The organism is Virgisporangium aliadipatigenens (genome assembly GCF_016863615.1).
Taxonomy (GTDB): domain Bacteria; phylum Actinomycetota; class Actinomycetes; order Mycobacteriales; family Micromonosporaceae; genus Virgisporangium; species Virgisporangium aliadipatigenens.
In genome coordinates, this window is sequence record NZ_BOPF01000009.1 from 137,578 (window position 1) to 162,263 (window position 24,686).

The following is a 24,686-nucleotide window of genomic DNA, read 5'->3' on the forward strand; positions in this document are numbered from 1 at the left end:
GCGCAGAGCGGCCCCATCGCGAACCGCGAAACGCACCAGACGCTCGTTGCACGGTCGCGGCGCGGAGCCAGCGCCGCAAAGGCCTAACGCCTGGCAAGGTAAAGCTTCCCGTTGAGTGCTCTAGTCGATGGCGATTTCGTCGAGTTGTACGACGCCCTCGGACTGTGCGGTGCAGAGGTCGGAAGCGGCCGTGACGAAGTCGTGCACGTGCTGAGTCCGGAGGTGCTCGACGAACGCGGCGGTACTGGCGTAGACCTCGTAGAGGTAGAACCGCTCGCGTGTGTCGCGGGCCTGGTAGGCGGTGAATTCGAGGCAACCGGGCTCACGCCGGACCTGCCGGACCAGCTCGACGACTTTCTCGCGGAGCTGGCTGGTCATGCCCGGCCTGGCGTCGAGGATCGCGATCATCGGCCGAGGGCGGGAATCGTCGGGGTCGACAGGGAGGCTGAGCTGGTTGAGGGCTTCGCGGACGTCGCTGTCGTCGACCGGCATGGTCAGGTCTCCGTTCATGGTCAGGTGTCCGTTCATGGTCGGGTGTCCGTTCGTGGTCAGGTCTGCGTTTCAGGCTGGACTCAGGGGGTGACGGTCAGCGGCTCTCCGGGGCTGATGACCTTGACGGGGACGTCGGGGATCAGCCGGCGGGCTGCCTCGACGAAGCGGGCGGGACCCTTGTCGGACTTGAGGAAGAGCCTGTCGGCGATGGGGCCGCCGGTGAAGGCGTAGTGCTGCGGCACCACCAGCCCCGGGCGTAGGGCGTGGGTCAGCTCTGCGGCCTCCTCGGCGTTCATGACGACCTGCTTGTTGCCTGCCATCCGGATGCGCAGGCCGTTGACGGGGAGCAGCGCCACGTCCAGCGGCCCGTAGCGCTCGGGCAGGGTCCGCAGCTCCGGGACGAGCAGCGTGTCCCCGGCGAAGTAGACGTTGCGCCCGCCACCGCTGATGACGAACGTGACCTCGTAGACCCCGTGCAGGCCAGGGGCGGCGCTGACGGTCAGGTCTCCGATCCGGGCCGACTGCCAGGGCTCGAGCGCGCGGACGTTGCTGAATCCGGCCTTGCGAGCCTTCTCGAGGACCGGCCCGGCGACCAGCAGGGGCACGTGCCTGTCGCGGTAGCGGCGGAATGCTTCGAGGTCGCAGTGGTCGTAGTGCTCATGGCTGATCAACACCGCATCCAGGTGCGGCAGGGTTTCCGGCTGAAAAGCGACCGGCTCACCCGGGTGGTAGAAGGCCTTCTCCGAAAACCAGGGGTCGGTCAGAACCGTCTGGCCGCCGATCTGGATCAGATGGCAGCTGTGGGCGACCCGGGTGACAACGAGCGACTCTGTCATGACCCTACCTAACATCACTAGACAGGCGTAAGTGGACGACTGTCTTCCTGAATATAAAGACGGGTGTATGGTTAGTCAAGTGAGCGAGCAGCGGTTGACACGGGCCCGGAACCGGCGCGGCGAGGGAACAAAACTGCGGTCGGAGTTGATCGAGGCGGCTCGGCGGCTGCTGACAACGGCCGAACATGAATCCGAAGTCAGCATCCGCGCCGTCACCCGCGCCGCCGGAACCGCGCCGCAGAGCTTCTACCTGCAGTTCGCGAACATAGAAGAGCTGCTACAGGAGGTGTACGCACTCGAGTTCCAGCTGCAGCGCGAGGCCCTCCTTGCCGCCACCGCCGACGCTTCCGACCCCATCGCCGCCCTGCGCGCCCTCTGCCGGGCCTATTACGACTACGCCCAGCAATACCCGGGACGCTATCGGGCGATGACCGCGGTCCGCGGCCGCGCCCACGACGCCCTGGACCCCGCCCAGTTCCCCGGCATGCCGATCTTCGCCCTGACAGTCACGGCCGTGGACGCGGCCCTGGCTGCCGCCGGCCGCCATGACACCAACCCGCACACCGCCACCGCCAGCCTGTGGGCCTGGCTGCACGGCATCATCGTGCTCAGAGCCGACCGCCCGGCCTTCCCCTGGCCGCCCGCGGACGACATGCTCGACGGCATGATCGCCCATTTCCTGGCCGCCCCGTACCCGCTACTGCCGTCTCAGTGAGCCGGCCGGGCGCGCACCGCATTTAGGAACGATCGTTCTTGACTGATCGTTCCTAAAACGGCTAGCGTCTTCGGCATGGGACGACCGCGGGGGTTCGACGAGGAGGCCGTGACCGCCGCGGCCGCGGCACTGTTCGCCGCTCGTGCCTACGACGGGGTCGGGGTCGACGACCTCGTGCAGCAGTTGGGAGTCCATCGCAACAGCCTGTACAAGACCTTCGGCAGCAAACGAGGGCTGTACCTGGTCGCGCTGCGCTGGTACTCGCGACACGTTCTGGTCCCGCTCGCCGATCGCCTCGCGACGGGCGCGGACACCGAGCGATGCATCGCCGACCTGGTCGGTCGGAACGACCTCGACCTGCTGCTCCTGGCCGCCGTCGAGCGGGCCCCGGCCGACGCCGAGGTCGCGTCGGTGGTGGCCGAGACGCTGCAACTGCTTCAGCGGGCCCTCGACCGGGCGTCCGCCGACCGCGGACGGATCACCCTGAGCGAGATTCTGGGCGAACGGCTGCGCGCCCGCGCGGTGTTCGCGCCGTCGGACGACGATTCCGTCGACTGAACCGAGCGCGTCGACAACCCCGGGCGTCGACGGTGCCCGTAACCGCCATGCCCGCCGACCGGTGTTCGCGGGCCGCAGAAAGGACCACTCGTCATGGCTCGCGTCAGCATCGACAACGGCGACCTCATCGTGGAGATCGAGGGCCTGGACAAGCTCTGGTCGCTGAAGAGCCGGCTGGCCATCCCGCTCGGCAACGTCCGCGGCGCCACCGCCGACCCGGGAATGGCCAAGGAGCCCAAGGGTTTGCGGGCACCCGGCACCCATCTGCCCGGCGTGATCACGGCAGGCACGTTCCACCAGGACGGCGAACGCGTGTTCTGGGACGTCCGCGACGGCGCCCGGGCCGTCGTCATCGAACTCGCCGACGAACGCTACGCCCGGCTGGTCGTCGAGGTCGCCGACCCGCACGCCACCGTCGCCCTGATCGAACGGGCGATCACGCGATGACACCGCGCCGAGATGCCGAACCCGCTAACCCGCCGACATCGGGACCTGATCGTCCCGGTAGCCGGCCGCCTGACGGCGGAACAGGCGCGCGTAGCGGCCCTCGGCGTCGAGCAGTTCGTCGTGCGTTCCCCGTTCCGCCACCACGCCGTCGTGCAGCACCACGATGACGTCCGCGTCCCGGACGGCGTTGAGGCGATGCGAGATGAGCAGCGTCGAACGGCCCGCGCGATGCTGCCGCATGGCCTCGTGCACCTCGTGTTCGGCGTCGACGTCGAGGCCCGAGCTGGGTTCGTCGAGGATCACCAACTCCGGGCTGCGGCGCATGAACGCCCGCGCCAGCGCGACCCGCTGCCATTGGCCGCCGGAGAGCAGCACCCCGCTCATCGTCGCGCCGGCACGCGGGCCGACGGGCAGGAAGATCCGGCTCAGCAGGGTGTCGTAGCCGTCGGGCAGGCCGGCGAGGGTCGCGTCGACACCGGCTGTGCGGGCGGCCCGACGGATCCGTTCGCGGTCGGCACAGGAGTCGATGTCGCCGACCGCCACGTTCTCGGCGGCGGTCAGGTCGTAGGTCATGTAGTCCTGGAAGACGCCGCTCATCCGCGCGCGCAACTCGGCGACCGGCACGTCCCGGATGTCGACGCCGTCCCACTCGATCGTGCCGCGGGTCGGGTCGTAGAACCGGCACAGCAGCTTGACGAGCGTGCTCTTGCCGGCCCCGTTCGCACCGACGAGAGCGGTCGAACTGCCGTGCGGGAGGAACAGGTCCACGCCGCGCAGGATCCACGGATGGCCGTCGCCGTAACGGAACCACACGTCGCGCAGCCGGATGCCGCGGGCGAGCACCGGCAGCGGCCGGGCCGGTTCGACGACGGGCAGGTCGGGCTCGACCCGTTCCACGGCAAGGTAGTGGTCGAACAGCAACAGCGACTGGTGCGCGGAGGCCAACGAACCGATCAGCGAGTACAGCGCCGTCTGGACGGCGGCGACGGCCGCCAGCAGAACCGTCACGTCGCCGGCGCCGAGCCGGCCGGAACGCGCCGCCGCGACGGCCCACCCGAGCGCCGCCGCGGCGACGAGCGCACCGAGCGCGCTGAGCCCGCCCTCGATCGCGGCCTCCCGCCGGTCGAGCGCGGTCTTCTCGGCGTCGGCGGTGCGGCGCTGCGACTCCAGGCGGCCGCGCAGGAATCCGCCGATGCCGAAGAGCCGCACCTCCTTGGCCGCCTGCACGGTCGTCAGCAGGTTGGCGTAGAACATCTCGCGGCGTTCGGTCGGGCCGAGGCGCAGGTGCAGGGCGGCCCGGCGGCGGGACAGCCGCAACTGGGCGAGGAACACCGGCAGCCCCGCCAGCAGCAGCGCCACCGTCAGGACCGGGCTGATCGCCAGCAGCGACCCGACGAACCCGATCAGCGTGAGACCGCTGCGTCCCAGGCCGAACGCCGACGACGCGAGCATGCCGCAACTGCCGGGCGCCTGTTGGGCCAGCCGCAGCCGGTCGGCGAACAAGGGATCCTCGAACCGGGCGAGCCCGCCCAGCCGTTCCGTGGCGGCGAAGAGCCGCAGGGTGGCCAGCAGGGCCGCACGACGTCCGAGAACGTTGCCGAGCAACAGCGTCGGCGCGGGCAGCACGGCGGCGAGGACTCCCACCACCGCCAACGACGCGGCAGGAACGAGCACCGGCCCACCGCCGACGAGAGCGTCGATCACGTGTTTGGTGAACCAGGCCGCGGCGACCGGCAGCATGGCGTCGACCGCCATGACGGCGAAGTACAACGGCAGCAGCGCACCCGTGGCGGCCCAGGTGAGCCGGGTGACCGCCCAGGCCGCCCGGCGCACGATGCCGGGCGGCGGGGCGGTGCTCTGTTCAGCGGGCACCGGCAGGCACCCCGGTCGGGACGGACGTCAGCGCGTCGGCGCCGCCGCCGGCCGCGAGCACCCGTCCGGTGGCGTCGATGAGATACACGGCCGGGTAGGCACGCACCTTGAAGGCGGTCCCGATCGGCCCGTTCCCGTTGTCGAGGATGATCCGCGCATTGCCGGTGAACCGTTCGCCGTATCCGCTGTCGCCGCCGAGGATCACCAGAAGCACCCGTTCCGCCCCGCCGGGATGGCTCGCCACCCGCTCCGCCAGCGGCGGCAGCAGTTCCTCGCAGGGCGAGCAGCCCGGCGCCAGGAACGCCACGAGCGTGTCACCGGTCAGCCCGTCCCGGCTGACGGTCGAGCCGTCGACAGCGGTGGCGGTGAACGCCGGCACCTCGGTGCCGATCGGCAGCAGGTGCTGGGCGAACGTCTCGGCGGGCCGCGCGGTCTTCGGGCGCGGTTCGGCGGCGAGCCGGTTCACCCGACGCGCCAACGCCGCGAGGAACACCAGATTGGCCAGCGTGGCGACGGCGAGCACCAGAACGGCCGTGGTTTCGTACGACAAGGCTCCTCCTCACTGCTTCGCCGCGCCGAGGAGCGCGGCGAGGTCGTCCCAGGCGACACAGATGACCGCGAGGCCCAGGCCGGTGCCGACCGCCAGGACCGTTCCGGCCGGTTCGACGACACCCGCCGGTGCCGCCGTCGCGAGCAGGCCGGCCACCGCCACCGAGGCGAGGACGGCGTTGCGCACTATCTGGGGAACGCCGGCCGGCACCGGCGAGTAGCCGAAGCAGTTGCACGCGACGGCCGCCCCGCGCGCCCGCGCCACCGCCGCGGCGAACGCCGTCAGCAACAGCGCCGCCGCGCCGAGCCCCCATCCCGCGGCCGGTGTCCAGACCAGCGCCCCCACCACCGCGAACTCCGCGGCGACCAGCGCCTCGGCCAGCCGCGGCAGCCCGCGCAGCGGACCCGGTGCGAGCGCCGTCACCGACGAGCGGTACGCCTCGAACGCCGAACGCCGCATCACCTTCGACGCCGCGGCCGCGAGGAACACCGCCCCGACCGCGCATCGGGCGGTCAGCGCGAGCACGTCGGCGAACTCGTTCACGACCCGTCTCCCGTCCGACGCGCGGACGGTGCCGCCGACGGAAACCCGCCGACCGCACCGCCCTTCCCCGTCACGCTCAACAGGATCCGCAGCTGTAGTTGACCGCGCCGCAGCCGTCGGGACAGCAGAGTGTCACGACATACCTGAGGTGATGGCCCGCGTTGCAGCTGACGCACGCCGTGCTTTGCACCCAGCACATGGGATGCCCCTCTCCGTCGGTGATACCGATGGTAGGAGTCTGGACCGAGGCCGTTGCACCGGCGATGTACCGGCATTGCAGATTTGATGACAGCGCTCGATTCACCCGGGTTGATAGATTCGGCTCACGGGGGAGGGGCCGATGGCCGTGGAGTTCCAGCTGCTCGGCGAGGTACGCGCGCACCGGCCGGACCGGCCGGTCGATCTGGGCAGCGCACGGCAGCGCAGCCTGCTGGCGATCCTGCTGGTGGACAGCAACCGGGTGATCCCGGTGCACCAACTCGTGGACCGGTTGTGGTCCGAGGATCCCCCGCCCACCGCCCGTCCGACGCTGCGGAGTTATCTGTCCCGCCTGCGTTCGGTTCTCGCCGATGACGAGACTGTTTCGTTGGAACGCTGTACGAACGGCTACCGCCTCCGGGTCGACCCGGCCCGGATAGACCTGCACCGCTTTCGCGGCCTGATCGCACAGGCCCGCGCGGCGGCCAACGACCGCGGCCCGGGCGGCGATCGACGCGCACTGCGCCTGTTCGACGACGCGATGCGGCTGTGGTCCGGCGACGTGTTCGGCGGCCTCGACTGCACCTGGCTGGCCGACCTGCGCGAACGCCTGCACGGCGAACGGCTCGCCGCCGAGCTCGACCGGGTGGACGTGGCACTGCGCGGCGACCGTCCGGCCGGCCTGGTGGCCGGCCTGGCGGAGCTGTCGGCCGCCCACCCGCTGGACGAACGGGTCGCCGGACAGCTCATGCTGGCGCTGCACCTGTGCGGGCGGCGGGCCGACGCCCTCGGCGCCTACCGTGCGATCCGTCGTCGCCTCGCCGACGAGATGGGCGTCGAGCCCGGCCCGGCGCTCCAACGGCTGCACCGCCGGCTCCTGGCCGGAGACCCCGCACCGGTGGTCGGCCCGCCGGCGAACGACCCGTCGCCGGCGGACCCGGTCCCCGATCCGCGACCGGGTGGGCTCTCCCCCGCCGAGTTGCCGCCGGACCTACCGGCGTTCGTGGGTCGCGAGCACGAGCTGGCCCAGCTCGACGGCCTGCTGCCGGCCAAGAACGCGGACCGGACCGCGGCCGTCATCGCCACGATCACCGGAGCGGCCGGCGTCGGCAAGACCGTGCTGGCGGTGCACTGGGCGCATCTGGTGCGCCACCGCTTTCCCGACGGGCAGCTCCACGTCAACCTGCGCGGGTTCAGCCCGGACTCGTCCGCGCTCACGCCCGCCGAGGCGCTGCGCGGCCTGCTGGGCTCGCTCGGCGTTCCCCCGACCGGTCAACCGGCGGACCTCGCGGGGCGGGTGGGGCTGTACCGGACGCTGCTGGCCGACCGGCGGATCCTGATCCTCCTCGACGACGCCCACAGCGCCGAACAGGTCCGACCGCTGTTGCCCGGCGCACCCGGCTGCCTGGCCGTGGTCACCAGCCGCGATCAGCTCACCGGCCTGGCCGTCGCGGCCGGGGCCCATCCCCTGCCGCTGGACCTGCTGAGCGCGGCGCAGGCGCGGGACCTGCTCGCCCGACGGCTCGGCCCGGCCCGCGTCGCCGGCGAGCCGGACGCCGTCACGCAGATCGTGGAACGCTGCGCCCGGCTGCCGCTCGCGTTGACCATCGTCGCCGCTCGTGCGGCCCGGCAGCCGCACTTCCCGCTCGGGGCCGTCGCCGCCGGACTGGTCGGCGACGACCGGCTGGACGTCCTCGGCGACGGCGATCCGACGACCGACCTGCGCACGGTGTTCTCGTGGTCGTACCGACGGCTCGGCGCACCGGCGGCCAGGCTGTTCCGGCTGCTCGGACTGCTGCCCGCCGGAGAGGCGTCGGTGGCCGCCGTGGCCAGCCTGGCCGGCCTGCCGCCCCGGCGGTTGCACGCTCCGCTCGGCGAACTGCGCCGCGCCAGCCTCGTCGACGAACCGGCACCCGGCCGGCTGAGCCTGCACGACCTGCTGCGTGCGTACGCCGGCGAACTGGTCGAGGAGCACGAGCCGCCCGACGCTCGACGGGCCGCCGCCGGCCGCCTGCTCGACCACTACCTGCACACGGCGCACGCGGCGGCCGTGGCGGTCGACCCGCAGCGCGACCCGATCCCGTTGCCCGCCGCACGCCCCGGCACGGCCCCGCAGGAATTCACCGGATCCGCCGCCGCACTCGCGTGGTTCACCTCGGAGCAGCAGACCCTGCTGAACGCCGTCATCCGGCCGGAGCCCGGCTCGGAGGCGCACACCTGGCGACTGGCCTGGTGCCTGGTGAACATCCTGGACCGCCGCGGCCTGTGGGTGGAGCAGGCCGCCGCCCACACTGCCGCACTCGCCTGCGCCGAACGCCTCGCCGACCCGGCCGGCCAGGCGCACACGCTGCGCGGGCTCGCCCGGGCATACGTCCAACTCGGCCGGTACGACGAGGCGGAGCGGCACTTCCGCGTCGGGCTGGAACGCTGCCGGGACGCCGGCGACCGGGTTCTCGCCGCGCACCTGCACCGCAATCTCGCCGAACTGGAGGAACGCCGTGACCGGTACGCGACGGCGGTGCGGCACGCCGCGCGGGCCATCACGCTGTTCCGCGCCGCCGGCCACCGGATCGGCCTGGCCAACTCGCTCAACCAGTTGGGCTGGTACCTGACCCTGCTCGGCGAGCACCGGCAGGCACTGTCCACATTGGAACGCGCGATGGTGCTGCTGACGGCGATCGACCACCGCTACGGTCAGGCGGCCGCCCTGGACAGCATCGGATACGCCCACTTCCGGCTCGGCGACCTCGAACGGGCCGTCGAGTGCCTGGAGCGGTCGCTGGCTCTCTTCCGGGCGGAGGGCGACCGGTACTACGCGACCGTGACGATGGTTCACCTGGGCGACGCGCACGACGCCCGGGGCGACGCCGACGCGGCCCGCGCGGCATGGCAGGCCGCCCTGGAGATCCTCGTGGAAATGCGCCACCCGGACGCCGAGTCGGTCCGCAAACGGCTCCTTCCCGGCGTGTGCGGGTCGACCACCACTTGATCAGCCGTACGGGACGGACGGCCCTGTGGACCGGCGGGGAGCCAGCGAACCGAGCCGCGTGAGCGCTTCCTGCCGTGACACACGGCGGTCCTGAGCACGTTCCGCTCCACTAGCCTGCGGTGGTGACAGGAACCGAACTGGCTGAGTTGATCGTGGCCGACAGCGGGGCGCTGCGCGCCTGGCTGTCGGACAACCACCGCACCTCCCCCGGTGTGTGGCTAGCGCTGACCAGGAAGGGCGGCTCCGTCACCACGCTGACCTGGCAGCAGGCGGTCGACGAGGCGCTGTGCTTCGGCTGGATCGACGGCCAGGCCCGCAAGCGCGACGGGGAGAGTTCCTGGATCCGGTTCACCCCGCGCCGGCCCCGCAGCATCTGGTCCCAGCGCAACGTCGCCAACGTCGCCCGGCTGGAGGCGGCCGGCCTGATGCAGCCCGCCGGCCGCGCCGCGGTCGACGCCGCCAAGGCCGACGGGCGGTGGGCGGCCGCCTACGCGCCGCCGTCGGAGGCGGAGGTGCCGGCCGACCTGCGCGCCGCGATCGCCGCCGACCCTGCGGCGCAGGCGATGTTCGACGTGCTCACCAAGACCAACCGCTTCGCCCTCATCGGCCGGGTCAACGCCGTCAAGCGGGCCGAGACGCGCACCCGCAAGATCGCCGAGTGCGTGGCGATGCTGGCCCGGCACGAGACGATCCATCCGCAGCGAGCCAGGCCGGCCGAGCCGCCGACGTGAGCGGTGTGCCCGGATGAGGCGTGTCCCGCCGATCACGGCGGTCCTATCGGCCGGAATCCCGCTCCCGGCCCCGGAGCGCGGCGTCGATGAGTGCCTCGGCGGCCTGTCGCGCCTGCCCCGCGGCATCGTTCGTCCCGGCGATGGCCGCCGTCGTCTGTGCCCCCTCGGCGAGGATCGCCAACTGCGGCCCGAGCGATGCGGGCGCCCCGGCCTCGGCGACGATCTCGGTCAGCCGCGCCTGGAACTTCGCCTTGTGCGCCCGCACGATCTGCGCGACCCGTGGCGCCGTCGCGCCCAGTTCGCCGAAGGAGTTGATGAACATGCAGCCGCGGAAGTCGTCCTGGTCGAACCAGCGGGCCAGCATGTCGTAGATCGCGAGCAGGCTCTGCCGGGGGTCGTCGGTGGCGGTCGCGTCGTCGACCAGTGCGTCCCACATCTCGTGCCGGCGGAGCAGGACCTGTTCCACGATGGTCTCCTTGGAGGGGAACAGGCGGTAGAGCCGCTTGAGCGAGACACCCGACTCGGCGCGCAGCATGTCCATGCCGACGGCCTGGATACCGAGCGTGTAGTACAGCCGGTCGGCCGCCTCCAGCACCTGCTGCCGGGCCGCGTCGTCGTCCAGCGTGTGGGCTTGCGTGGTCACTATTCCCCTCCGTCGCCGAGTCCCGCGGTGACACCTCTCACCCAATTCGTCACGCCTGAGTGGTGCGCCGAGAACGATCGTTTTCTAGGCTACATGACAAGCGGAGAACGTACGTTCTCCACCATCGCCGGGAGGCACAGATGCCGTTCATCACCGTCGGCTCCGAGAACAGCACCAGCATCGACCTCTACTACGAGGACCACGGAGCGGGTCAGCCCGTCGTCCTGATCCACGGCTACCCCCTCGACGGGCACTCGTGGGAGAAGCAGAGCGCGGCGCTGCTCAAGGCCGGTTACCGGGTCATCACCTACGACCGTCGCGGCTTCGGACAGTCGAGCCAGCCGACCACGGGCTACGACTACGACACCTTCGCCGCCGACCTCAAGGTCGTGCTCGACACCCTCGACGTCACCGACGCCGTCCTCGTCGGCTTCTCCATGGGAACCGGCGAGGTCGCCCGCTACCTGGGCAACTTCGGATCGCAGCGGATCGCCAAGGCCGCTTTCCTCGCCGCACTGGAGCCGTTCCTGCTCAAGACCGACGACAACCCGACGGGCGTGCCGCAGGAGGTCTTCGACGGCATCCTCGCTGCCGTGACCGCAGACCGGTACGCCTACTTCACCGACTTCTACAAGAACTTCTACAACACCGACGAGAACCTCGGCACCCGCCTGTCCGAGGAGGCACTGCGCAACAGTTGGAACGTCGCCGCCGGCGCCTCGTGGTTCGCGTCCTCCGCCGCCGTGCCGACGTGGATCACCGACTTCCGGAACGACATCCCGAAGATCGACGTGCCCACGCTCATCCTGCACGGCACGGCGGACAACATCCTGCCCATCGACGCCACCGCGCGCCCCTTCCGCAACCTGCTGCCGAACGCCGACTACGTCGAGGTCGACGGCGCCCCGCACGGCCTGCTCTGGACGCACGCCGAAGAGGTGAACGAGGCCCTGCTCGCCTTCCTGGCGAAGTAGCCGGTCACTCAGGACGCTCACGGCCCGTCAGTTCGGCTCCCTGCGAACTGACGGGCCGTCGGCCCAGCCGGCCGCGGATCCACGCGCCCGTCCGGTCAGCGGTTGAACTTCTCGATCGCCTCGGGGGTCACCGGGGTGAAGAAGTTGACCAGGTTGCCGTCGGGGTCGCGCAACAGCAGGGCCCGGTTGCCCCAGGGCATCGTGGTGGGCACGTTCACGAACTCCGCCACGACACCCCGCAGGCTCTCGTAGAGCGCGTCCACGTCGTCCACGAGAAACTCGATGATCGCGGTGTGGTTGTCGGCCGGCCGGGCCGAACCGGGCGCGAACAGCGAAACCGTGCGGGTGCTGCCGATCGCCAGCGTGCCGTGGGCGGTGCGCAGTTCGGCGAAGTCCTCGTTGCCCCAGACCGCCGGCACGCCCGTGACCTTCTCGTAGAAGCCGACGAGGCGAGTGACATCGCCGCTGATGAGGCGAATCGAGACGAGGTCCATGGTTCTCCCTGACTAATGTGGTCCGTTTGCCTGCCGGGATCGAACGCTACGACGAATACTGGACAGAATCGGTCCAGTATTCTGGGTAAAGTCCCGATCATGGCGCGGCCGACAGCTCAGGTACTCGCGTTGCTGGAGCTCCTGCAGTCCGGCGGCGTGCTGACGATGGCCGGGCTCGCCGACCGTCTCGGTGTCGACCCGCGCACCGTGCGGCGCTACGTGGATCACCTGATCGACCTCGACGTTCCGGTGGAGTCGGTGCGCGGCCGCTACGGCGGATATCGGCTCGCCGCCGGTTATCGGCTGCCGCCGCTCATGCTCAGTGACGACGAGGCCCTGGCGGTGCTGCTCGGACTGGTCGCCGGCAGGCGCGCCGGGCTGGCAACGAGCGCGGGCCTGGACACGGCGAACGGGACGGCCGCCGCGAAGATCCGTCGCGTGCTGCCGTCGCGGATCGCGGATCGGCTGGACGCCGTACTCGAATCCCTCGCCTTCACGGCCGAGCCCGACGACGTCCCTGCGCCGCAGACAGGTGTCCTGCTCACCGTCGCCCACGCGGTTCGCCACCATCGTCCGATCTCGATCCAGTACATGTCGGGCGGCGGTCGGCGCAGCGTTCGCACACTGCATCCGTTCGGGCTGGTCAACCACTCCGGCCGGTGGTACGTCACCGGTGCCGACCCGCAGCTCGGCGAGGATCGGACCTTCCGGCTCGACCGCATCGCGGACGCCAGGACGTTGCCCGGCTCGTTCGAGCCGCCCGCCGGCCTCGAACCCGCAGAACGCGTACTCACCTCGATGGCCCAGGCGCCGTACCGCCATCAGGTGACGCTGCGGATCCAGGGCACGCCCGCGCAGATCCGCACGCGGCTGCCGGCCAGCGTCGCCGAGGTGCGGGAGCACGAGGAACCCGGCTGGCAGTCGGTGGAGATCCGGGTGGAACGTCTCGACTGGTTGCCCGCCGTGCTTGCCGCGCTCGACCTGCCGTTCGTCATCGATCGCCCGGACGAACTGCGCGGCCTCGTGGTCGCGCTCGCCGACCGGCTGGCGGCCTCGGGACGGCGACTGCCGTAGCGACGTCGCGCGCGAGGAGGTCTTCGACGGCGCCCGATAGCATCGACCGGGATGAGAAGTCGGCGGTGGATCTACGCGCTCGCGCTGGCCGGCGTGCTGCTGGCCGGCTACGGTTTCCTCGTCCTCAATCCCGAGCCGACCCCGCTCCAGCGGGCCCAGGCCGCGGCCGAGGAGCTGCGCGCGGCGGCCGATCGGGTCACGTCCTACCGGGCCGATTTCACCGCCACGTTCCGACAGGTGGTGTACAGCGCCGATTTCGGCTGGACCGGATCGATGCGGGCCACCGGCCGGGACTGGTCGGCGACCGGCGACCTCAAGCGCAGCGGCAAGGACTGGGCGCGCCTGGAGTCCGTGCACCACGGCGACGCGCGCTACCACAAGCAGACCGGCCAGCAGCTGACCCTCACCCAGTGGCACCAGTTCCAGGGCCCCCGCGCCACGAACTACTTCTGGTACATCGGCCACGAAGGCGTCGACACCCCACCGCAGCCGCTGCCGGAGTTCGAGCCGCTCGCCTACCTCAGCGTCAACAGCGCGACCGAGGTCACGCTCAGCGACCTGCCCGGCGGCGGCCGCCGGTACGCGTTCGCCGGCAACCGCTGGATTCCCGGCGGCAGGATGGCGGCGACCTTCGACACGTTCCCCTACATCTCCTACATACCGCTCGTCGTAGACCTGGACCGCGACCGGCGGCCCGTCCGGGTCGAGGTCGGACCGTTCAACGGCAGCACGCTCGACGACATCACGATCACCATCACGCTCCACGACATCGGCGCGGACGTCACGGTCGCCCCGCCTCCGGCCGACCAGGTCGTGCCGGAGCGCTGACTCTGCCCGGCGTAAGCCTCCGCGACGCCCGGTCGCTATGCGCCGTTGTGGAGCGTGTCGGGAGGGCTCAGGTCGATCGGGTGAGGGCCGGTCAGCACGCCGCCCTCCACAGGCAGGGTGTGGCCGGTGATCCAGGCGGCGTCGTCGGAACCGAGGAACGCGACCGCCGCCGCGATGTCCTCCGGTTCGCCGACGCGGCCGAGTGGGTACATCGCCGCGAGGCTCTCGAGCGCTCCCGGCTGAGAGTCCCAGTTCGGTGTCCGAACGGTGCCGGGAGCGACCACGTTGAACCGCACGCCGAGCCGGCCGTAGCGGGCCGCGTAGTTCTGTGACATCGCGATCTGGCCGGCTTTCGCCGCGGCGTACTCGATGTTGCCGAACGCCGCGACGGCGTTCACCGAGCTGATGGTGACGACGTTGCCGCGGGTCTTCACCAGGTGCGGGACAGCCGCCTGGATACAGCGTGCGGCGCCCACCAGGGTGAGGTCGAGTTGGCGGTGCCAGTCCTCGGTCGACGTCTCCTCCGGCATCGAGTCGACGATGCAACCGCCCGCGTTGTTCACCAACAGGTCGAGCCGGCCGAACCGTTCCAGCGTCGCGTCGATCGCGGCGTCGACGTCGGCGCGTGAGGTGACATCGAGCTTGACCGCGAGCGCGTCCCGCCCACTGAACTCCGAGGCTGCGACCACGGCCGCGTCGCGCAGCAGGTCCGTGACGACCACCGCGCCGCCCTCGGCGACGATCCGGCGGGCAACCGCCTGCCCGATGCCCTGTGCCGCCGCCGTGATGATCGCGACCTTGCCCTCGAATCGCCGCATCACCCATCCTATGCGGCGGACGTTCGGGAACCGGCGCGGGTGCGCACCGCGTCGCGGGAGGCGGTCACCTCGCGGCGCAGTTCGTCGAGGTCCACCGCGCACAGGTGACCGTCCCGCTTGAGGGTGCGGCCGGCCACCAGCACCGTGGAGATGTTGCGCGGGTCGGCGCCGAGGACGAGTGTGCCCACGGGGTCGTTCAACGGCATGGTGTTGATCGCCTCGGCCTCGACGACCAGCAGGTCGGCCTGCTTGCCCGGGGTCAGGGACCCGGTCGTCGATCCCAGGCCGATCGATCGTGCGCCGTCGACGGTGGCGAAGCCCAGAACGTCCCGGGTGGTGATCCGCGGCGCGCCGGAGCCGATCGCCCGCATCCGTTGCACGGCAAGCAGAACCCGCATCTGGGTGAACATGTCGCTGACGAGCGCCACCTCGACGTCGACGCTGAGCCCCGGCCGCACACCGACACCGAGCGCCTCGTCGATCGCCGGGATCCCGGTCGCCAGACCGATCTGGGTGTCCGAGGTCGGGGCCAGCGAGACGGCCGTGCCGCTGTCGCCGATCGCCCGCCACGCCTCGCCGGTGAGGCCGGTGGCGTGGATGAGTGAGAGGCCGGGACCCAGCAGGCCCTGGCGCGCCCAGTCGAGGACCGCCGTCGAGGACGCGTGGCCGAGGACCGCGTCGACGCTGACGTCGATGTTCAGGTCGCGGGCGAACGCCGCCAGTCGGGGGCCGTAGGCGAGGGTGGGGCCGGCGACCTCGGCCGTGGCGAGCGCCGCGAGCCGCAGCGTCACGAGTTCCGGCAGCCGGTCGCGGAGGCGGTTCAGGTCGGCGGGCCACTGCCGGTCCCAGTCGCCGAAGTGCGGGGCCATCGAGGCGTGGACGCCCCGGATCCCGGTCTCCGCGAGGCCCCGGATCGCCGCGTCCGAGTGCGCGGCGCTGCGCGAGTTGTGGGAGAAGTCGAGCAGCGTGGTGATGCCGGCGTCCAGCGCGGAGAGCGCCGCGAGACGGGTGCCCACGTACATGTCGTGCGGCGTGTACGCCGGTGCGATCCCGGCGAGCGTGGACGAGACGTAGGCGCCGAGGTCCCCGACGTCCGGGATGGTGCGGCGGAACTGCGCCTGCCAGGCGTGGCGGTGGGTGTCCACGAAACCCGGCGCGACGATGCGGCCGGTGGTGTCCACGACGGTGGCGTTCGCGGCGGCGGGGTGTGTGCGCAGGTCGGGGCCGACGGCGGTGATCATGGTGCCACTGACCAGCACGTCACCGCGGGGCAGGTCACCGAGTAGCGGGTCCATGGTGACGACGGCGCCACCGGTGAACAGGGTTGTCATGACGTTCACTCCTCAGGAGTAGAGGGCTCACGGCGTTCCACCGAAAAGAGCGACGGAACCACCCTCGGTGGACGGAACCGGCGCAACCAGGTCGAACCCTGCCGGGGTGCACCGCACCCTGGCTCGTCGGCCGGCGGCCTTCTAGGGTCGGACCATGGCTGCCACCCGGCTCGGCGCGTTCCTCGCGGCCCGGCGCGCCCGACTGACCCCGCAGGACGTCGGGATGGCGACGACCGGCACCCGCCGCGTGCCCGGGCTGCGCCGCGAAGAGGTCGCCGTGCTGGCCGGCGTCAGCGTCGACTACTACACCCGGCTCGAACAGGGGCGTGAGCGCAACCCGTCACCCGCCGTCCTGGACGCGATCGCCCGCGCGCTCGACCTCGGCCCGGACGCCCGCGACCACCTGTTCCGCCTGGCCGACGCCCCGGCCGGCGCCGCCCCTGCCCCGGCGAGCCCGCAGGTGCCGCGCGAACTGCGTGAACTGCTCGACGCCTGGCCGCACACGCCCGCGGTCATCGTCAACCGCCGCCTCGACCTGCTGGCGCGCAACGCGCTCGCCGACGCGCTCTACCGCGACTTCGCCGACCCGGACAACTACGCCCGGATGACGTTCCTGGATCCCGCCGGGCGGACGTTCTTCGCCGACTGGCAGCGGGCCGCGCAGTCCACCGTCGCCAACCTCCGCCTCGCGCTCGGCCACGACCCGCACGACCGCCCGGCGCTGGCCCTCGTCGCCGAGCTGAACGAACGGGCGCCGGAGTTCCGCGCCCTGTGGGAACGCAACGACGTGCGGGGCAAGACGCACGCGGTGAAGACGTTCCGCCACGGCGCGGTCGGCGAACTGACGCTGTCGTACCACGCGTTCGACGTTCGCGGGGTCGCCGACCAGCAGCTGATCGTCTATCGGGCCGAGCCGAACAGTCCCAGTGCCGATGCCGTCACCCTGCTCGGCCTGCTGGCGCCGGTTCGCGAGTGACGCCTCGTGCCATGACGGGATCCCCACCGCCGGCACCCGCGCGCGCTCTATTCGATAGGCACTGACCCTCCCGGTGCGGCATCATGGCTGCGTGCACAAGGCGGACTCCGAATGGGTCTTGGTCGTCAGTGGTGAGAACCTCCCGGGCCTCCCCCGGCCGCAGGCCGCGCTGCGGTTTTGACTGCGTGAGCGCGGCATCGACTGGATGCCGTTCGCCGAACTCGACGTGCGGATCGGCCTGGCCTGCGGGCCCGATGCCACCGGCAGATGGCGCGGCCACTACGCGTTGCACGTGGCTGCCGACGCGCTGCGCAAGCTCGGGCTGCATCCCGATCAGCCGACGGCGGCCGTCGGCGATGCGACGCCGCCGGCGTGGTGGCATGCCGCAGCCGAGCGATCGTGGCACAGATCCGCCGACCGGTCCGACGAGCCGCGGCCGATGGGTGAAGGTCAGGGCCGGCTGTGAGTTGTCGGGAGGTTGAGCCGCCGTCGCCTGTGTTCGATCATTTCGACGATGCGGCGGCGCGCGGCAGCGGGGTCGGCGACGAGCCCGAGCAGGTCGGAAGCCTGTTCGGCCAGCGAGTGTTCCCAGTCCACGTGGTGCGGGGCGGACACGACCTTCGTCAGGGACTCGCCGGCCGCTGCGGCGTCTCCGCCGAGGGCCGCCGCGGCGCCGCTGTGAAACGCGTGCCACAGCGGCGACTCGTCCTGACGGGTCGCCCGGGATCTCAGGCGCGCGGCCACCGTGCGCGGGCTCGGGAACTCCGTGCGCAGCTGCGTCACGCGGCGCGCGGCGACGTCGGCCAGCAGTTCGACGTCCCGGGAGAACTGCTCGACGTCGCGGAAGTCCACGTGCTGCTGCCAGCCGCGCTCGCCCAACGGCGGCGTGGAGGCGAAGGATCCGTCGGCGCGCCAGTACACGCGGGACCCCTCGTCGAACGCCCAATGGTCGCCGCCCGCCCACAGCCACATGGCACCGACGTTCAGGTAGGTGCCCGGACTCCGACCCGACGGGAACTCCACCACGATCAGCGACCAACCGCGGTCGTCGTACCAGATCCGGGTCCGGCGATGACGCACCAGCCCGAGCGGGCCCAGACGATCCCGGGCCGCCACCGCGATCAACCGGTTGATCGTCCGACTGTCCACACTGCGATTGTCGTCGTGGCCTCGCTGCACCACGACCTCGGGCCGGCAGTCGGCCGACGGGTAGCGTGAACGGGTGAGTCTTCCGTCGCCGGGCGATGAGATCCTCGACGCCGTTCGGCAGGTGCACTGGTCTCAGTTCGACGACGCGGATCCGGGTCGGACCGAACTGGCGTTCCGGCTGGTGCTCACCGCGCGGTCCGAAGGCGACGGAGAGACCGCCTACGACCGCCTCGTCGATGTGCTGGCACACGAACACTCCGGCTGGGTACGGCGTTCGGCGATACCCGCCGGGCCGCTGCTCGTCCGCGTGGTGGAGCAGTGCGCCGGGATCCCTCGCAGCACCGCGTTGGCGGTTCTCGTCGACCTGGTCTCCTGGTCTACGGCCGGGTCGGCCTCCGTCGAGGTCGGCGAGGCGTTGCGCGGTGCCGCGCAGCGGCTGACACCACTGCTGAACCGGCTCACCGCCGGTCGACAGAACAAGGCGATCGCCCGGTCCGCCGGTGAGCTGTTGCGGGTCCTCGGGTAGGCGAAGTCCGTCGAGGCTAGGGATTTCCTGTGAACGGCGCAGGCGTCGCCGGTTCATCACGGCCACGCCACGCCTTGCGACGAGCGGTTCGCCCCGCGCCGGGGACCGGCCGGCAGGACGTCTCACGGGTCGCGCGATCCGGCCCGGACAAGGCATAGTGACCGGCGGCGTTATGGACCGGCGTTGCTTGTCACGGAGAGTTGGTTGTAAATGACGATGCGTCTACCCGCCCGGTGGGCTCGAGCCGTCGCATTGATCGCGCCGATCGTCGCGACGCTCGCCGTGCCCGCGACACCGGCGGCAGCCGCAGCGGCAACCGTGCGCATCGTGAGCGTGTCGGCGGAGAACGTGCAGTCCGGCGAGACGGTGCGGCTGAAGTACCGCGTCACGAACAACGGGCAGCGAGCCGAGACGGCCATCATCGTGATCGGTGGCGGCCTGTCGTGCAACACCGGATGCCGCGCGGAGCCGAATCTCGGAGCCGGCCGGAGCCAGGACTTCGAGGCCACACTCGTCGCGCCGAAGGCTAATCCGGGCGAGGTCACCGGTCTCAACATCTCGGTCGGGGTGCGGCTCGCCGAGGAGAACACCTACGACCACAAGATGGTCTACGTCCACGGCCCCGGCACCTCGATTCCCGGCGCGGGCAAACCGACGCCCACACCGGGCAAGCCGACGCCCAGCCCGGTCAGGCCGTCGCCCAGCACGGTCACGCCGCCGTCGTCCGGGACGTCGGAGAGCGCCGGCGTCGCGGCGAACGAGGCCATCCAGCGCGAGTCCGGCACACCGGTCGCGGCGCCCGATCTCAAGGCCGTCAGCGACGAGGGCGGCCAGACGCTGCTCTTCGCCGTCCTGGGCGGCCTGCTGGTCGCCGCGTGCGTGGGCGCGCTGGTGCTGGTCCGCCGCCGGAAGGCTTCGCACGAGCCGGTTCCGCCCGCGGCGACCCCGTAGCTGTCCTATGTGGACGATGGGCTCACCACCCGGTTCCGGCCCTGGCGTTTGGCCTCGTAGAGCTCGGCGTCGGCGGACTTGAGGAGCTGTTCCGGTGTGGCCACGGCGGCGGAGGGCACGGCCGCGGCGACGCCGATGCTGATCGTCACCGTGCCGCAGGTCGAGCGCTCGTGCGGCTCGGCGAGTGCGGCCACCGCAGCCCGCACCCGCTCGGCGACGGCGACGGCGGCCGCCTCGTCCGTGTTCGGCATGACGACGGCGAACTCCTCCCCGCCGTAACGGGTCACCATGTCGGTCTCGCGGACGTTGCGGCCGATCGTGCCGGCGATCGTGCGCAGGCACGCGTCGCCGGCCGGGTGGCCGTAGAAGTCGTTGTACTGCTTGAAGTGGTCGATGTCGATCATGGCGATGGCGATCGGCGCCGCGGAACGCAGGGAGCGCCGCCAGTCCGTCTCGAGGAACTCGGTGAGCCGGCGCCGGTTCGCCAGGCCGGTGAGCGGGTCGGTGACGGCGAGCAGTTCCAGCTGTTCGTTGGCCGCCTCCAGGGCGCTGGTCCGCTCCGCCACCTTGCGTTCGAGTTCGGCGTGCACGAGGGCGTTCTCCAGCGACACGGTGAGCTGTCCGGCGATGAGCTGTACCGCCTCGAGGCCGTTGGTGCCGAAGGCGCTGCGGCTCACCCGGTTCTCCAACAGCAGCATCGCGTAGGGGCCGCCCGGGCTCTGCACCGGTACGACCAGCAGCGCGCAGGTGGACAGTTCCGCCAGGTAGGGGTCGTGCGAGAACCGGTCGTCGCGGGTGGCGTCGTCGACGACGAGCGGCTGCTGGGTGCGTTCGACGTAGCGGAGCACGGACTGCGGCACCAGGCCGGCGTGCGCGGGATCGGTGAGCAGCAGCCGTTGTCCGGCCTGCGGGAGATACCAGCCGTCGTCCGGTGCCCGGATCACGAGTCGGGCGGAGTTGGCTCCGGTCAGCGAGCAGAGGACGTCGTTGACGCTGTTCTGCAGGCGGTTCAGGTTCGTCTCGGAACTGAGTGCCTGCGAGGCGCGCAGGATCGCGACGATGTCCATCGTCTGCGACGAGACGGCGGAACTGCTCCGGAAGTTGCTGGGGCGCCTGGTGTCGGTGCGCGGCTCGTCGACCGCCCGCAGGAACGGGAACTCCCCCGCCAGCTGCTCCACCTTCGCGGTCGCACCCCATCGTTGGTAGTGCCGGTGGGCCTCGCGCAGTGCGGTCCGGCCGGCGTACTCCAGGCCCCGGGAGAGGTGGAAGCGGCCGAGCCGCTCGGCGACCAGTGCGCGCTGCCACGGTCGCTGGCGCGATTCGACCTCGTGCTGTGCGGTGTCGAACGCGCGCAGTGCGCCGTCGACGTCGCCCAGCAGCCAGGCCCGTTCGGCGTCCAGCAGCGCGTGCAGATGCCGGAAGTTGCCCGGTGTCTCGGCCGCCCGGTCCGCCGTCCAGCCGTGGTAGCGGTCGAACTCGGCCAGCAGTTCCGCCCGCGCCTCCGGGCCGGCCTCGCGCGCCTGTGCGGCGAGCGCCAGCGCCTGCAGGAACTGGGCGACGGTGGTGGCGTGGGTCCCCTCGTAGGCGGGCATCATCGCGGTGCCGACGGCGGCGTGCCGGATGAGGGCCGGCGCGTCGTTGAAGACGGCGGCGACCAGGGCCGCCAGGATGTGGTAGTTGCCGGCCGCGGTCGGGTTGGCGGCGAGGCTCGCCAGATGCGCCTCCTCGTCGAACGACGCGTCGCTGAGGTCGCCCGGCCCGTTCGTCTCGCCCCGTAGCGCCCGCGCGCTCTGCCGGTACGCGACGATGAACGCCTCCACGTGCCGGTTGCCGGTGCGGGCCACGAACGACATGCCCGCGTCGATCTCGACCTGCGCCTCCTCCAGGGTCGGGGCGCATTCGAGGTTCCCGCACACGGTGGCGTAGAAGGTGAATCCGGCGTTCTGCAGGTCGCCGCCGCGCAGCAGTCCCTCGCGGGCGCGCTGCGCCATGCGGACGCACTCCTCCAGCGGTCGAAACCACGGGCCGGCGCTCAGCGCGTAGAGCATCCGGGCGTGCGAGGTCTCCGGTTCGTAGCCGAGCGCTTCGCTGACCGACAGGGCGCGTTCGACGATCGCGTGGCCGGTGCGGTAGTCCCGGCGCACCACGATGGTCACGAACGCGGCGTGCGCCAACGGGCCGACCAGTGCCGCGCAGGGGCCGCCGGCGGCCCACAACCGGATCGCCGAGGTGACGAGCCAGGCCATCAGCGGGGAACCGGAGAAGAAGGCGGCCGGTAGCATCCGGCTCAGCATCCTGGCGACGGCGTCGGTGTGCGGGTCGGTGTTCTCGCCGCGCCGCACGTCCTCCTCGGTGCTGCTCGTGGCGACCCAGGTCTCCAGCATGTCCATGCCGCGGGCGATCTCGGGGAACAGCTCGTCCGCCTCGGGTGCCGGGTGCGCCAGCTCGGCGAGCACGCCCAGACCCAGTTGCAGGGCGTCGGCGGGCCGGCCCCTGAGCATGAGGCTGCCGGCCTGGACGCATGCCGCGCGGGTGAGCAGGATCGGGTCGGTGCGGTCCCGTTCGATCCGCTCGTAGAGCGTGTCCGCGTCGTCGAAGCGACCGACACCGAAGAGCGCCTCGTGGCGTTCTACGTCCACTTCCTGTCGCGCGCGCGGCCCGGCGTCCGGGGCCGTCCCGGCCGCGAGCAGGTCCGCGGCGGCCGAAAGGAAGCGTTCCATGAGCGCGTAGTTGGCCAGCAGGCGCGCGTGTCCGGCGGCGTCGCGCAGCAGCGGTACCGCCCTGGCGCGCTCCGCGGGGTCGGTCAGGTCCGCCAGCGCCGCGTGGTAGTGCTCGGCGGCGACCCGGTGGTACCGGGGAACCTCGGCCAACCGGCGCGCCATGGCCAGATGCCGGGCGCGGCGTTCGGCCTCCGGGAGGCTCCGGTAGGCGGCCTGCTGGATGCGGTCGTGCGGGAACCGGATCGACGCGGGCACGCCGCGCTCCAGCACCAGCAGCCCGTCCTCCAGGGCCGGGGCGAGGTCGTCGGTCAGATCGGCGTCGTCGCGTTCGGCCATCCCCAGCGCGCTTCGCAACAGGTCCAGTTCGACGTCTCCGCCGAGGCTGGCCATGTCCAGCAGGATGTCGCGTGCCGTGTCGGGCAGGTTTGCCAGGCGCCGGGTGAGCAGTGCCAGCACGTCGCCGGACCCGATGTACCGGCGCACCGCACGGGTGTCCCACGTCCATCCGCCGTCGGTGGAGGTCAGCACCCCGTCGCAGCGCAACGCGTTCACGAACTCGACGGTGTCGAACGGGTTCCCGCCGGCGTGCGGACGAATGCTGTCGGCCAGCTCGGCCGCCTCGGGCACCGGTATCCGCAGCATCTCCGCCAGCATCACCCGAACGTCCTCGGGCGGCAGGTTCTCCAGGCGCACGTGTGGCGGGTAGGTCTGCGCGCCGGTCCATCGCGACAGCAGCGCCGACAGCGGATGCGCCGAGTCGATGTCCGACTCGCGATAGGCACCGATCACCAGGACGCCGCGCAGGCGATCGTCGGTGAGCACCGCGTCGAGCAGACCGACCGGAACCGGTCCGGCCCATTGCAGGTCGTCGAGGACGACGACCAACGGTCGGGATTCCGCGATCGCCCGCAGCACCTCGACGGCGCCTCGTTGCAGCCGCGCCTGAGCCTGCGCCGGGTCGTCGGCGCCGACCTCCGGGGCGGTGTCCAGCAGCCGCGCGAACTCCGGTACCGCCGCCGCGATCACGCCGGCGTTCGACCCGACCGCGGCGCGCAGGTGCGCACACGTCGCCGCGAGCTCCTCCTCCGGTTCGGCGAACAACAGCCGGCCCAGCGCGCTCAGCGCCTGACTGAGCGAGTCCGACGCGGAGTCCTGGCGGTACTGGTCGGACTTCCCGGTGACGAACCAGCCCCCGGCCGCGGTCACGGACGAGCGCAGCTCGTTGATGAGGACCGTCTTGCCCACGCCGCCCGGACCGCTGACGAGGACCGTGCGGAGGCGGCCGGCGATCGCGTCGGTCAGGGACTGCCGCAGGGACTCGATGGCGTCCGTTCGCCCGACCGGACGGGCCGGGGCGGCCAGCCGCCACGGGAAGTCACGTTCGCCCAGGGGGAACGCGGCGGCGTCGCCCTGCGCCCGCCGCAGGTCGTACAGCACCCCCTCGGCGCTCTGGTACCGGCGGTCCGGATCCTTCTCCAACAGCCGCCCGATCACCGCGGAGAGGATCGGCGTCACGGCGTCGTTGAGGGCGGACGGCGGGGCCGGCACCCGGGTCAGGTGGTCGTGGATGAGCCGCAGTTCGTCCCCGTCGCCGTCGCCGAACGGGGGCGAGCCGGTCGCCATCTCGTACAGGGTGGCGCCGAGGCTGTAGAGATCCGCGCGCTCGTCGACCGGCCAACCGGTCCGGCCGGTCTGCTCCGGGGCGATGTAGGGCAGGGTGCCGGTGATGTCCTTGTGGTGGGTGAATCCCGGCCGCTCGAGGACGAACGTGGTGGCGAGGTCGTAGTCGATCAGCACGGGGCGCGGCGGCGTTCCGGCCACCAGGATGTTCCCCGGGTTGATGTCCCGGTGTACGACGCCCCGCCGGTGCAGCGCGGCGACCGCGGAGGCCAGGTCGACGGCCAGGTCCGACAGGACGCGCGCGCTCAGCGGACCGCCGGCCAGCAGCCGGCTGAGCGGCTTTCCACCGGTGTCGGCCATGGTGATCGCGTACGGGTCCGCCTCCTCGTCGGCGACGAGACGGGGCACGGCGGGGAGGTCGGCCAGGCGGCTCAGCACGGCCCGTTCGTGGCGGCTGCGCCGGATCGCGTTCGTGCCGCGGTACTCCTTGCGGATGACGGTGCCGGCCTCCGCGTGAGCGGCGCGGCTGACCCGGGTCCGTTCGTTCTCGAACAGCACATCGCCCACCGAGGCGCTCCTTCCCCGCATGGGCGACCGCGGTGCCTACTACCGGACCTGCGGCCGTCCGATGGCGTCCACCGCACCCATCGG

General features: G+C 71.7%; 23 protein-coding genes. 12 read left to right on the forward strand and 11 right to left on the reverse strand.

The window, feature by feature from the left end:
* Nucleotides 1–120: 120 nt before the first annotated feature.
* Together Val02_RS14885 and Val02_RS14890 are read right to left on the reverse strand one after the other, a co-directional pair.
* Nucleotides 121–528, reverse strand: a complete 408-nt coding sequence (locus Val02_RS14885; protein WP_203899636.1) for a putative quinol monooxygenase — start codon at nt 526–528, stop codon at nt 121–123.
* Between the two features lie 44 nt (nt 529–572).
* Nucleotides 573–1,328, reverse strand: a complete 756-nt coding sequence (locus Val02_RS14890) for an MBL fold metallo-hydrolase (protein WP_203899637.1) — start codon at nt 1,326–1,328, stop codon at nt 573–575.
* Nucleotides 1,329–1,407: 79 nt separating this feature from the next.
* Here Val02_RS14890 and Val02_RS48195 point away from each other — a divergent pair, with 79 nt between their 5' ends.
* The 3 genes from Val02_RS48195 to Val02_RS14905 all read left to right on the forward strand — a co-directional run bounded on the left by Val02_RS48195 (nt 1,408) and on the right by Val02_RS14905 (nt 3,048).
* A complete protein-coding gene (locus tag Val02_RS48195) occupies nt 1,408–2,043 on the forward strand; it encodes a TetR/AcrR family transcriptional regulator (protein WP_203899638.1) in 636 nt (211 codons plus the stop codon).
* 75 nt (nt 2,044–2,118) lie between these two features.
* Nucleotides 2,119–2,601 (forward strand): TetR/AcrR family transcriptional regulator, encoded by a 483-nt coding sequence (locus Val02_RS14900; RefSeq protein ID WP_203899639.1) that lies wholly within the window; start codon nt 2,119–2,121, stop codon nt 2,599–2,601.
* A 93-nt stretch (nt 2,602–2,694) separates the two neighbouring features.
* Nucleotides 2,695–3,048, forward strand: a complete 354-nt coding sequence (locus Val02_RS14905; protein ID WP_203899640.1) for a hypothetical protein — start codon at nt 2,695–2,697, stop codon at nt 3,046–3,048.
* 24 nt (nt 3,049–3,072) lie between these two features.
* Here the strand turns inward: Val02_RS14905 and Val02_RS14910 are convergent, their stop codons facing one another.
* Genes Val02_RS14910 through Val02_RS14920 form a run of 3 tightly spaced genes read right to left on the reverse strand, consistent with a single transcriptional unit; the run spans nt 3,073 to nt 6,013 of the window.
* Nucleotides 3,073–4,920: an ABC transporter ATP-binding protein gene (locus tag Val02_RS14910; protein WP_239152928.1), complete on the reverse strand. Its 1,848-nt coding sequence runs from the start codon at nt 4,918–4,920 to the stop codon at nt 3,073–3,075.
* Entirely contained in the window at nt 4,910–5,470 is a 561-nt protein-coding gene (locus Val02_RS14915; RefSeq protein ID WP_203899641.1) for a TlpA family protein disulfide reductase, read from the reverse strand. Before Val02_RS14915 ends, Val02_RS14910 begins: the two co-directional genes overlap by 11 nt.
* Before the next feature lie 9 nt (nt 5,471–5,479).
* Entirely contained in the window at nt 5,480–6,013 is a 534-nt protein-coding gene (locus Val02_RS14920; protein WP_203899642.1) for a MauE/DoxX family redox-associated membrane protein, read from the reverse strand.
* A gap of 340 nt (nt 6,014–6,353) precedes the next feature.
* Here Val02_RS14920 and Val02_RS14925 point away from each other — a divergent pair, with 340 nt between their 5' ends.
* Nucleotides 6,354–9,200 carry an AfsR/SARP family transcriptional regulator gene (locus Val02_RS14925; RefSeq protein ID WP_203899643.1) on the forward strand — a complete coding sequence of 949 codons (2,847 nt, stop codon included), beginning with the start codon at nt 6,354–6,356 and terminating at the stop codon, nt 9,198–9,200.
* Between the two features lie 122 nt (nt 9,201–9,322).
* On the forward strand, nt 9,323–9,931 hold the full coding sequence (locus Val02_RS14930; RefSeq protein ID WP_203899644.1) for a YdeI/OmpD-associated family protein: 609 nt from the start codon (nt 9,323–9,325) through the stop codon (nt 9,929–9,931).
* Between the two features lie 43 nt (nt 9,932–9,974).
* On the opposite strand, the gene Val02_RS14935 is transcribed toward Val02_RS14930, so the two are convergent.
* On the reverse strand, nt 9,975–10,574 hold the full coding sequence (locus Val02_RS14935; protein ID WP_239152929.1) for a TetR/AcrR family transcriptional regulator: 600 nt from the start codon (nt 10,572–10,574) through the stop codon (nt 9,975–9,977).
* A 140-nt stretch (nt 10,575–10,714) separates the two neighbouring features.
* Between Val02_RS14935 and Val02_RS14940 the strand changes: the two genes are divergently transcribed.
* Nucleotides 10,715–11,548 (forward strand): alpha/beta fold hydrolase, encoded by an 834-nt coding sequence (locus Val02_RS14940; RefSeq protein WP_203899645.1) that lies wholly within the window; start codon nt 10,715–10,717, stop codon nt 11,546–11,548.
* A 95-nt stretch (nt 11,549–11,643) separates the two neighbouring features.
* Here Val02_RS14940 and Val02_RS14945 read toward each other — a convergent pair whose 3' ends face one another.
* On the reverse strand, nt 11,644–12,042 hold the full coding sequence (locus Val02_RS14945; RefSeq protein ID WP_203899646.1) for a VOC family protein: 399 nt from the start codon (nt 12,040–12,042) through the stop codon (nt 11,644–11,646).
* Nucleotides 12,043–12,141: 99 nt separating this feature from the next.
* Between Val02_RS14945 and Val02_RS14950 the strand changes: the two genes are divergently transcribed.
* Nucleotides 12,142–13,116 (forward strand): helix-turn-helix transcriptional regulator, encoded by a 975-nt coding sequence (locus Val02_RS14950; RefSeq protein WP_203899647.1) that lies wholly within the window; start codon nt 12,142–12,144, stop codon nt 13,114–13,116.
* A 51-nt stretch (nt 13,117–13,167) separates the two neighbouring features.
* Entirely contained in the window at nt 13,168–13,944 is a 777-nt protein-coding gene (locus Val02_RS14955; protein WP_203899648.1) for a hypothetical protein, read from the forward strand.
* Nucleotides 13,945–13,979: 35 nt separating this feature from the next.
* Here Val02_RS14955 and Val02_RS14960 read toward each other — a convergent pair whose 3' ends face one another.
* Nucleotides 13,980–14,762, reverse strand: a complete 783-nt coding sequence (locus Val02_RS14960; protein ID WP_203899649.1) for an SDR family NAD(P)-dependent oxidoreductase — start codon at nt 14,760–14,762, stop codon at nt 13,980–13,982.
* Between the two features lie 8 nt (nt 14,763–14,770).
* Complete coding sequence (locus Val02_RS14965; RefSeq protein ID WP_203899650.1) at nt 14,771–16,093, reverse strand: amidohydrolase family protein; 1,323 nt, start codon at nt 16,091–16,093, stop codon at nt 14,771–14,773.
* Nucleotides 16,094–16,247: 154 nt separating this feature from the next.
* On the opposite strand from Val02_RS14965, the gene Val02_RS14970 reads away from it, so the two are divergent.
* Entirely contained in the window at nt 16,248–17,069 is an 822-nt protein-coding gene (locus tag Val02_RS14970) for a helix-turn-helix transcriptional regulator (RefSeq protein WP_203899651.1), read from the forward strand.
* 205 nt (nt 17,070–17,274) lie between these two features.
* A complete protein-coding gene (locus Val02_RS14975; protein ID WP_203899652.1) occupies nt 17,275–17,535 on the forward strand; it encodes a hypothetical protein in 261 nt (86 codons plus the stop codon).
* On the opposite strand, the gene Val02_RS14980 is transcribed toward Val02_RS14975, so the two are convergent.
* The gene (locus Val02_RS14980) at nt 17,520–18,218 is read right to left on the reverse strand and encodes a hypothetical protein (protein ID WP_203899653.1); all 699 of its coding nucleotides are present in this window, start codon (nt 18,216–18,218) and stop codon (nt 17,520–17,522) included. The two genes, Val02_RS14975 and Val02_RS14980, sit on opposite strands and share 16 nt — an antisense overlap.
* Before the next feature lie 73 nt (nt 18,219–18,291).
* Here Val02_RS14980 and Val02_RS14985 point away from each other — a divergent pair, with 73 nt between their 5' ends.
* On the forward strand, nt 18,292–18,744 hold the full coding sequence (locus Val02_RS14985) for a hypothetical protein (RefSeq protein ID WP_203899654.1): 453 nt from the start codon (nt 18,292–18,294) through the stop codon (nt 18,742–18,744).
* Between the two features lie 327 nt (nt 18,745–19,071).
* Nucleotides 19,072–19,695, forward strand: coding sequence for a hypothetical protein (locus Val02_RS14990; RefSeq protein ID WP_203899655.1), 624 nt, complete (start codon nt 19,072–19,074; stop codon nt 19,693–19,695).
* Nucleotides 19,696–19,700: 5 nt separating this feature from the next.
* On the opposite strand, the gene Val02_RS14995 is transcribed toward Val02_RS14990, so the two are convergent.
* Nucleotides 19,701–24,602 carry a diguanylate cyclase gene (locus Val02_RS14995; protein WP_203899656.1) on the reverse strand — a complete coding sequence of 1,634 codons (4,902 nt, stop codon included), beginning with the start codon at nt 24,600–24,602 and terminating at the stop codon, nt 19,701–19,703.
* Between the last annotated feature and the right edge of the window lie 84 nt (nt 24,603–24,686).

Excerpts from the sequence above, each read along its gene's own strand:
- Val02_RS14885 (WP_203899636.1), bottom strand. The coding sequence starts at position 528 with ATGAACGGACACCTGACCATGAACGGAGACCTGACCATGCCGGTCGAC.
- Val02_RS14890 (WP_203899637.1), bottom strand. The coding sequence starts at position 1,328 with ATGACAGAGTCGCTCGTTGTCACCCGGGTCGCCCACAGCTGCCATCTG.
- Val02_RS14900 (WP_203899639.1), top strand. The coding sequence starts at position 2,119 with ATGGGACGACCGCGGGGGTTCGACGAGGAGGCCGTGACCGCCGCGGCC.
- Val02_RS14905 (WP_203899640.1), top strand. The coding sequence starts at position 2,695 with ATGGCTCGCGTCAGCATCGACAACGGCGACCTCATCGTGGAGATCGAG.
- Val02_RS14925 (WP_203899643.1), top strand. The coding sequence starts at position 6,354 with ATGGCCGTGGAGTTCCAGCTGCTCGGCGAGGTACGCGCGCACCGGCCG.
- Val02_RS14940 (WP_203899645.1), top strand. The coding sequence starts at position 10,715 with ATGCCGTTCATCACCGTCGGCTCCGAGAACAGCACCAGCATCGACCTC.
- Val02_RS14945 (WP_203899646.1), bottom strand. The coding sequence starts at position 12,042 with ATGGACCTCGTCTCGATTCGCCTCATCAGCGGCGATGTCACTCGCCTC.
- Val02_RS14950 (WP_203899647.1), top strand. The coding sequence starts at position 12,142 with ATGGCGCGGCCGACAGCTCAGGTACTCGCGTTGCTGGAGCTCCTGCAG.
- Val02_RS14955 (WP_203899648.1), top strand. The coding sequence starts at position 13,168 with ATGAGAAGTCGGCGGTGGATCTACGCGCTCGCGCTGGCCGGCGTGCTG.
- Val02_RS14960 (WP_203899649.1), bottom strand. The coding sequence starts at position 14,762 with ATGCGGCGATTCGAGGGCAAGGTCGCGATCATCACGGCGGCGGCACAG.
- Val02_RS14965 (WP_203899650.1), bottom strand. The coding sequence starts at position 16,093 with ATGACAACCCTGTTCACCGGTGGCGCCGTCGTCACCATGGACCCGCTA.
- Val02_RS14970 (WP_203899651.1), top strand. The coding sequence starts at position 16,248 with ATGGCTGCCACCCGGCTCGGCGCGTTCCTCGCGGCCCGGCGCGCCCGA.
- Val02_RS14975 (WP_203899652.1), top strand. The coding sequence starts at position 17,275 with ATGCCGTTCGCCGAACTCGACGTGCGGATCGGCCTGGCCTGCGGGCCC.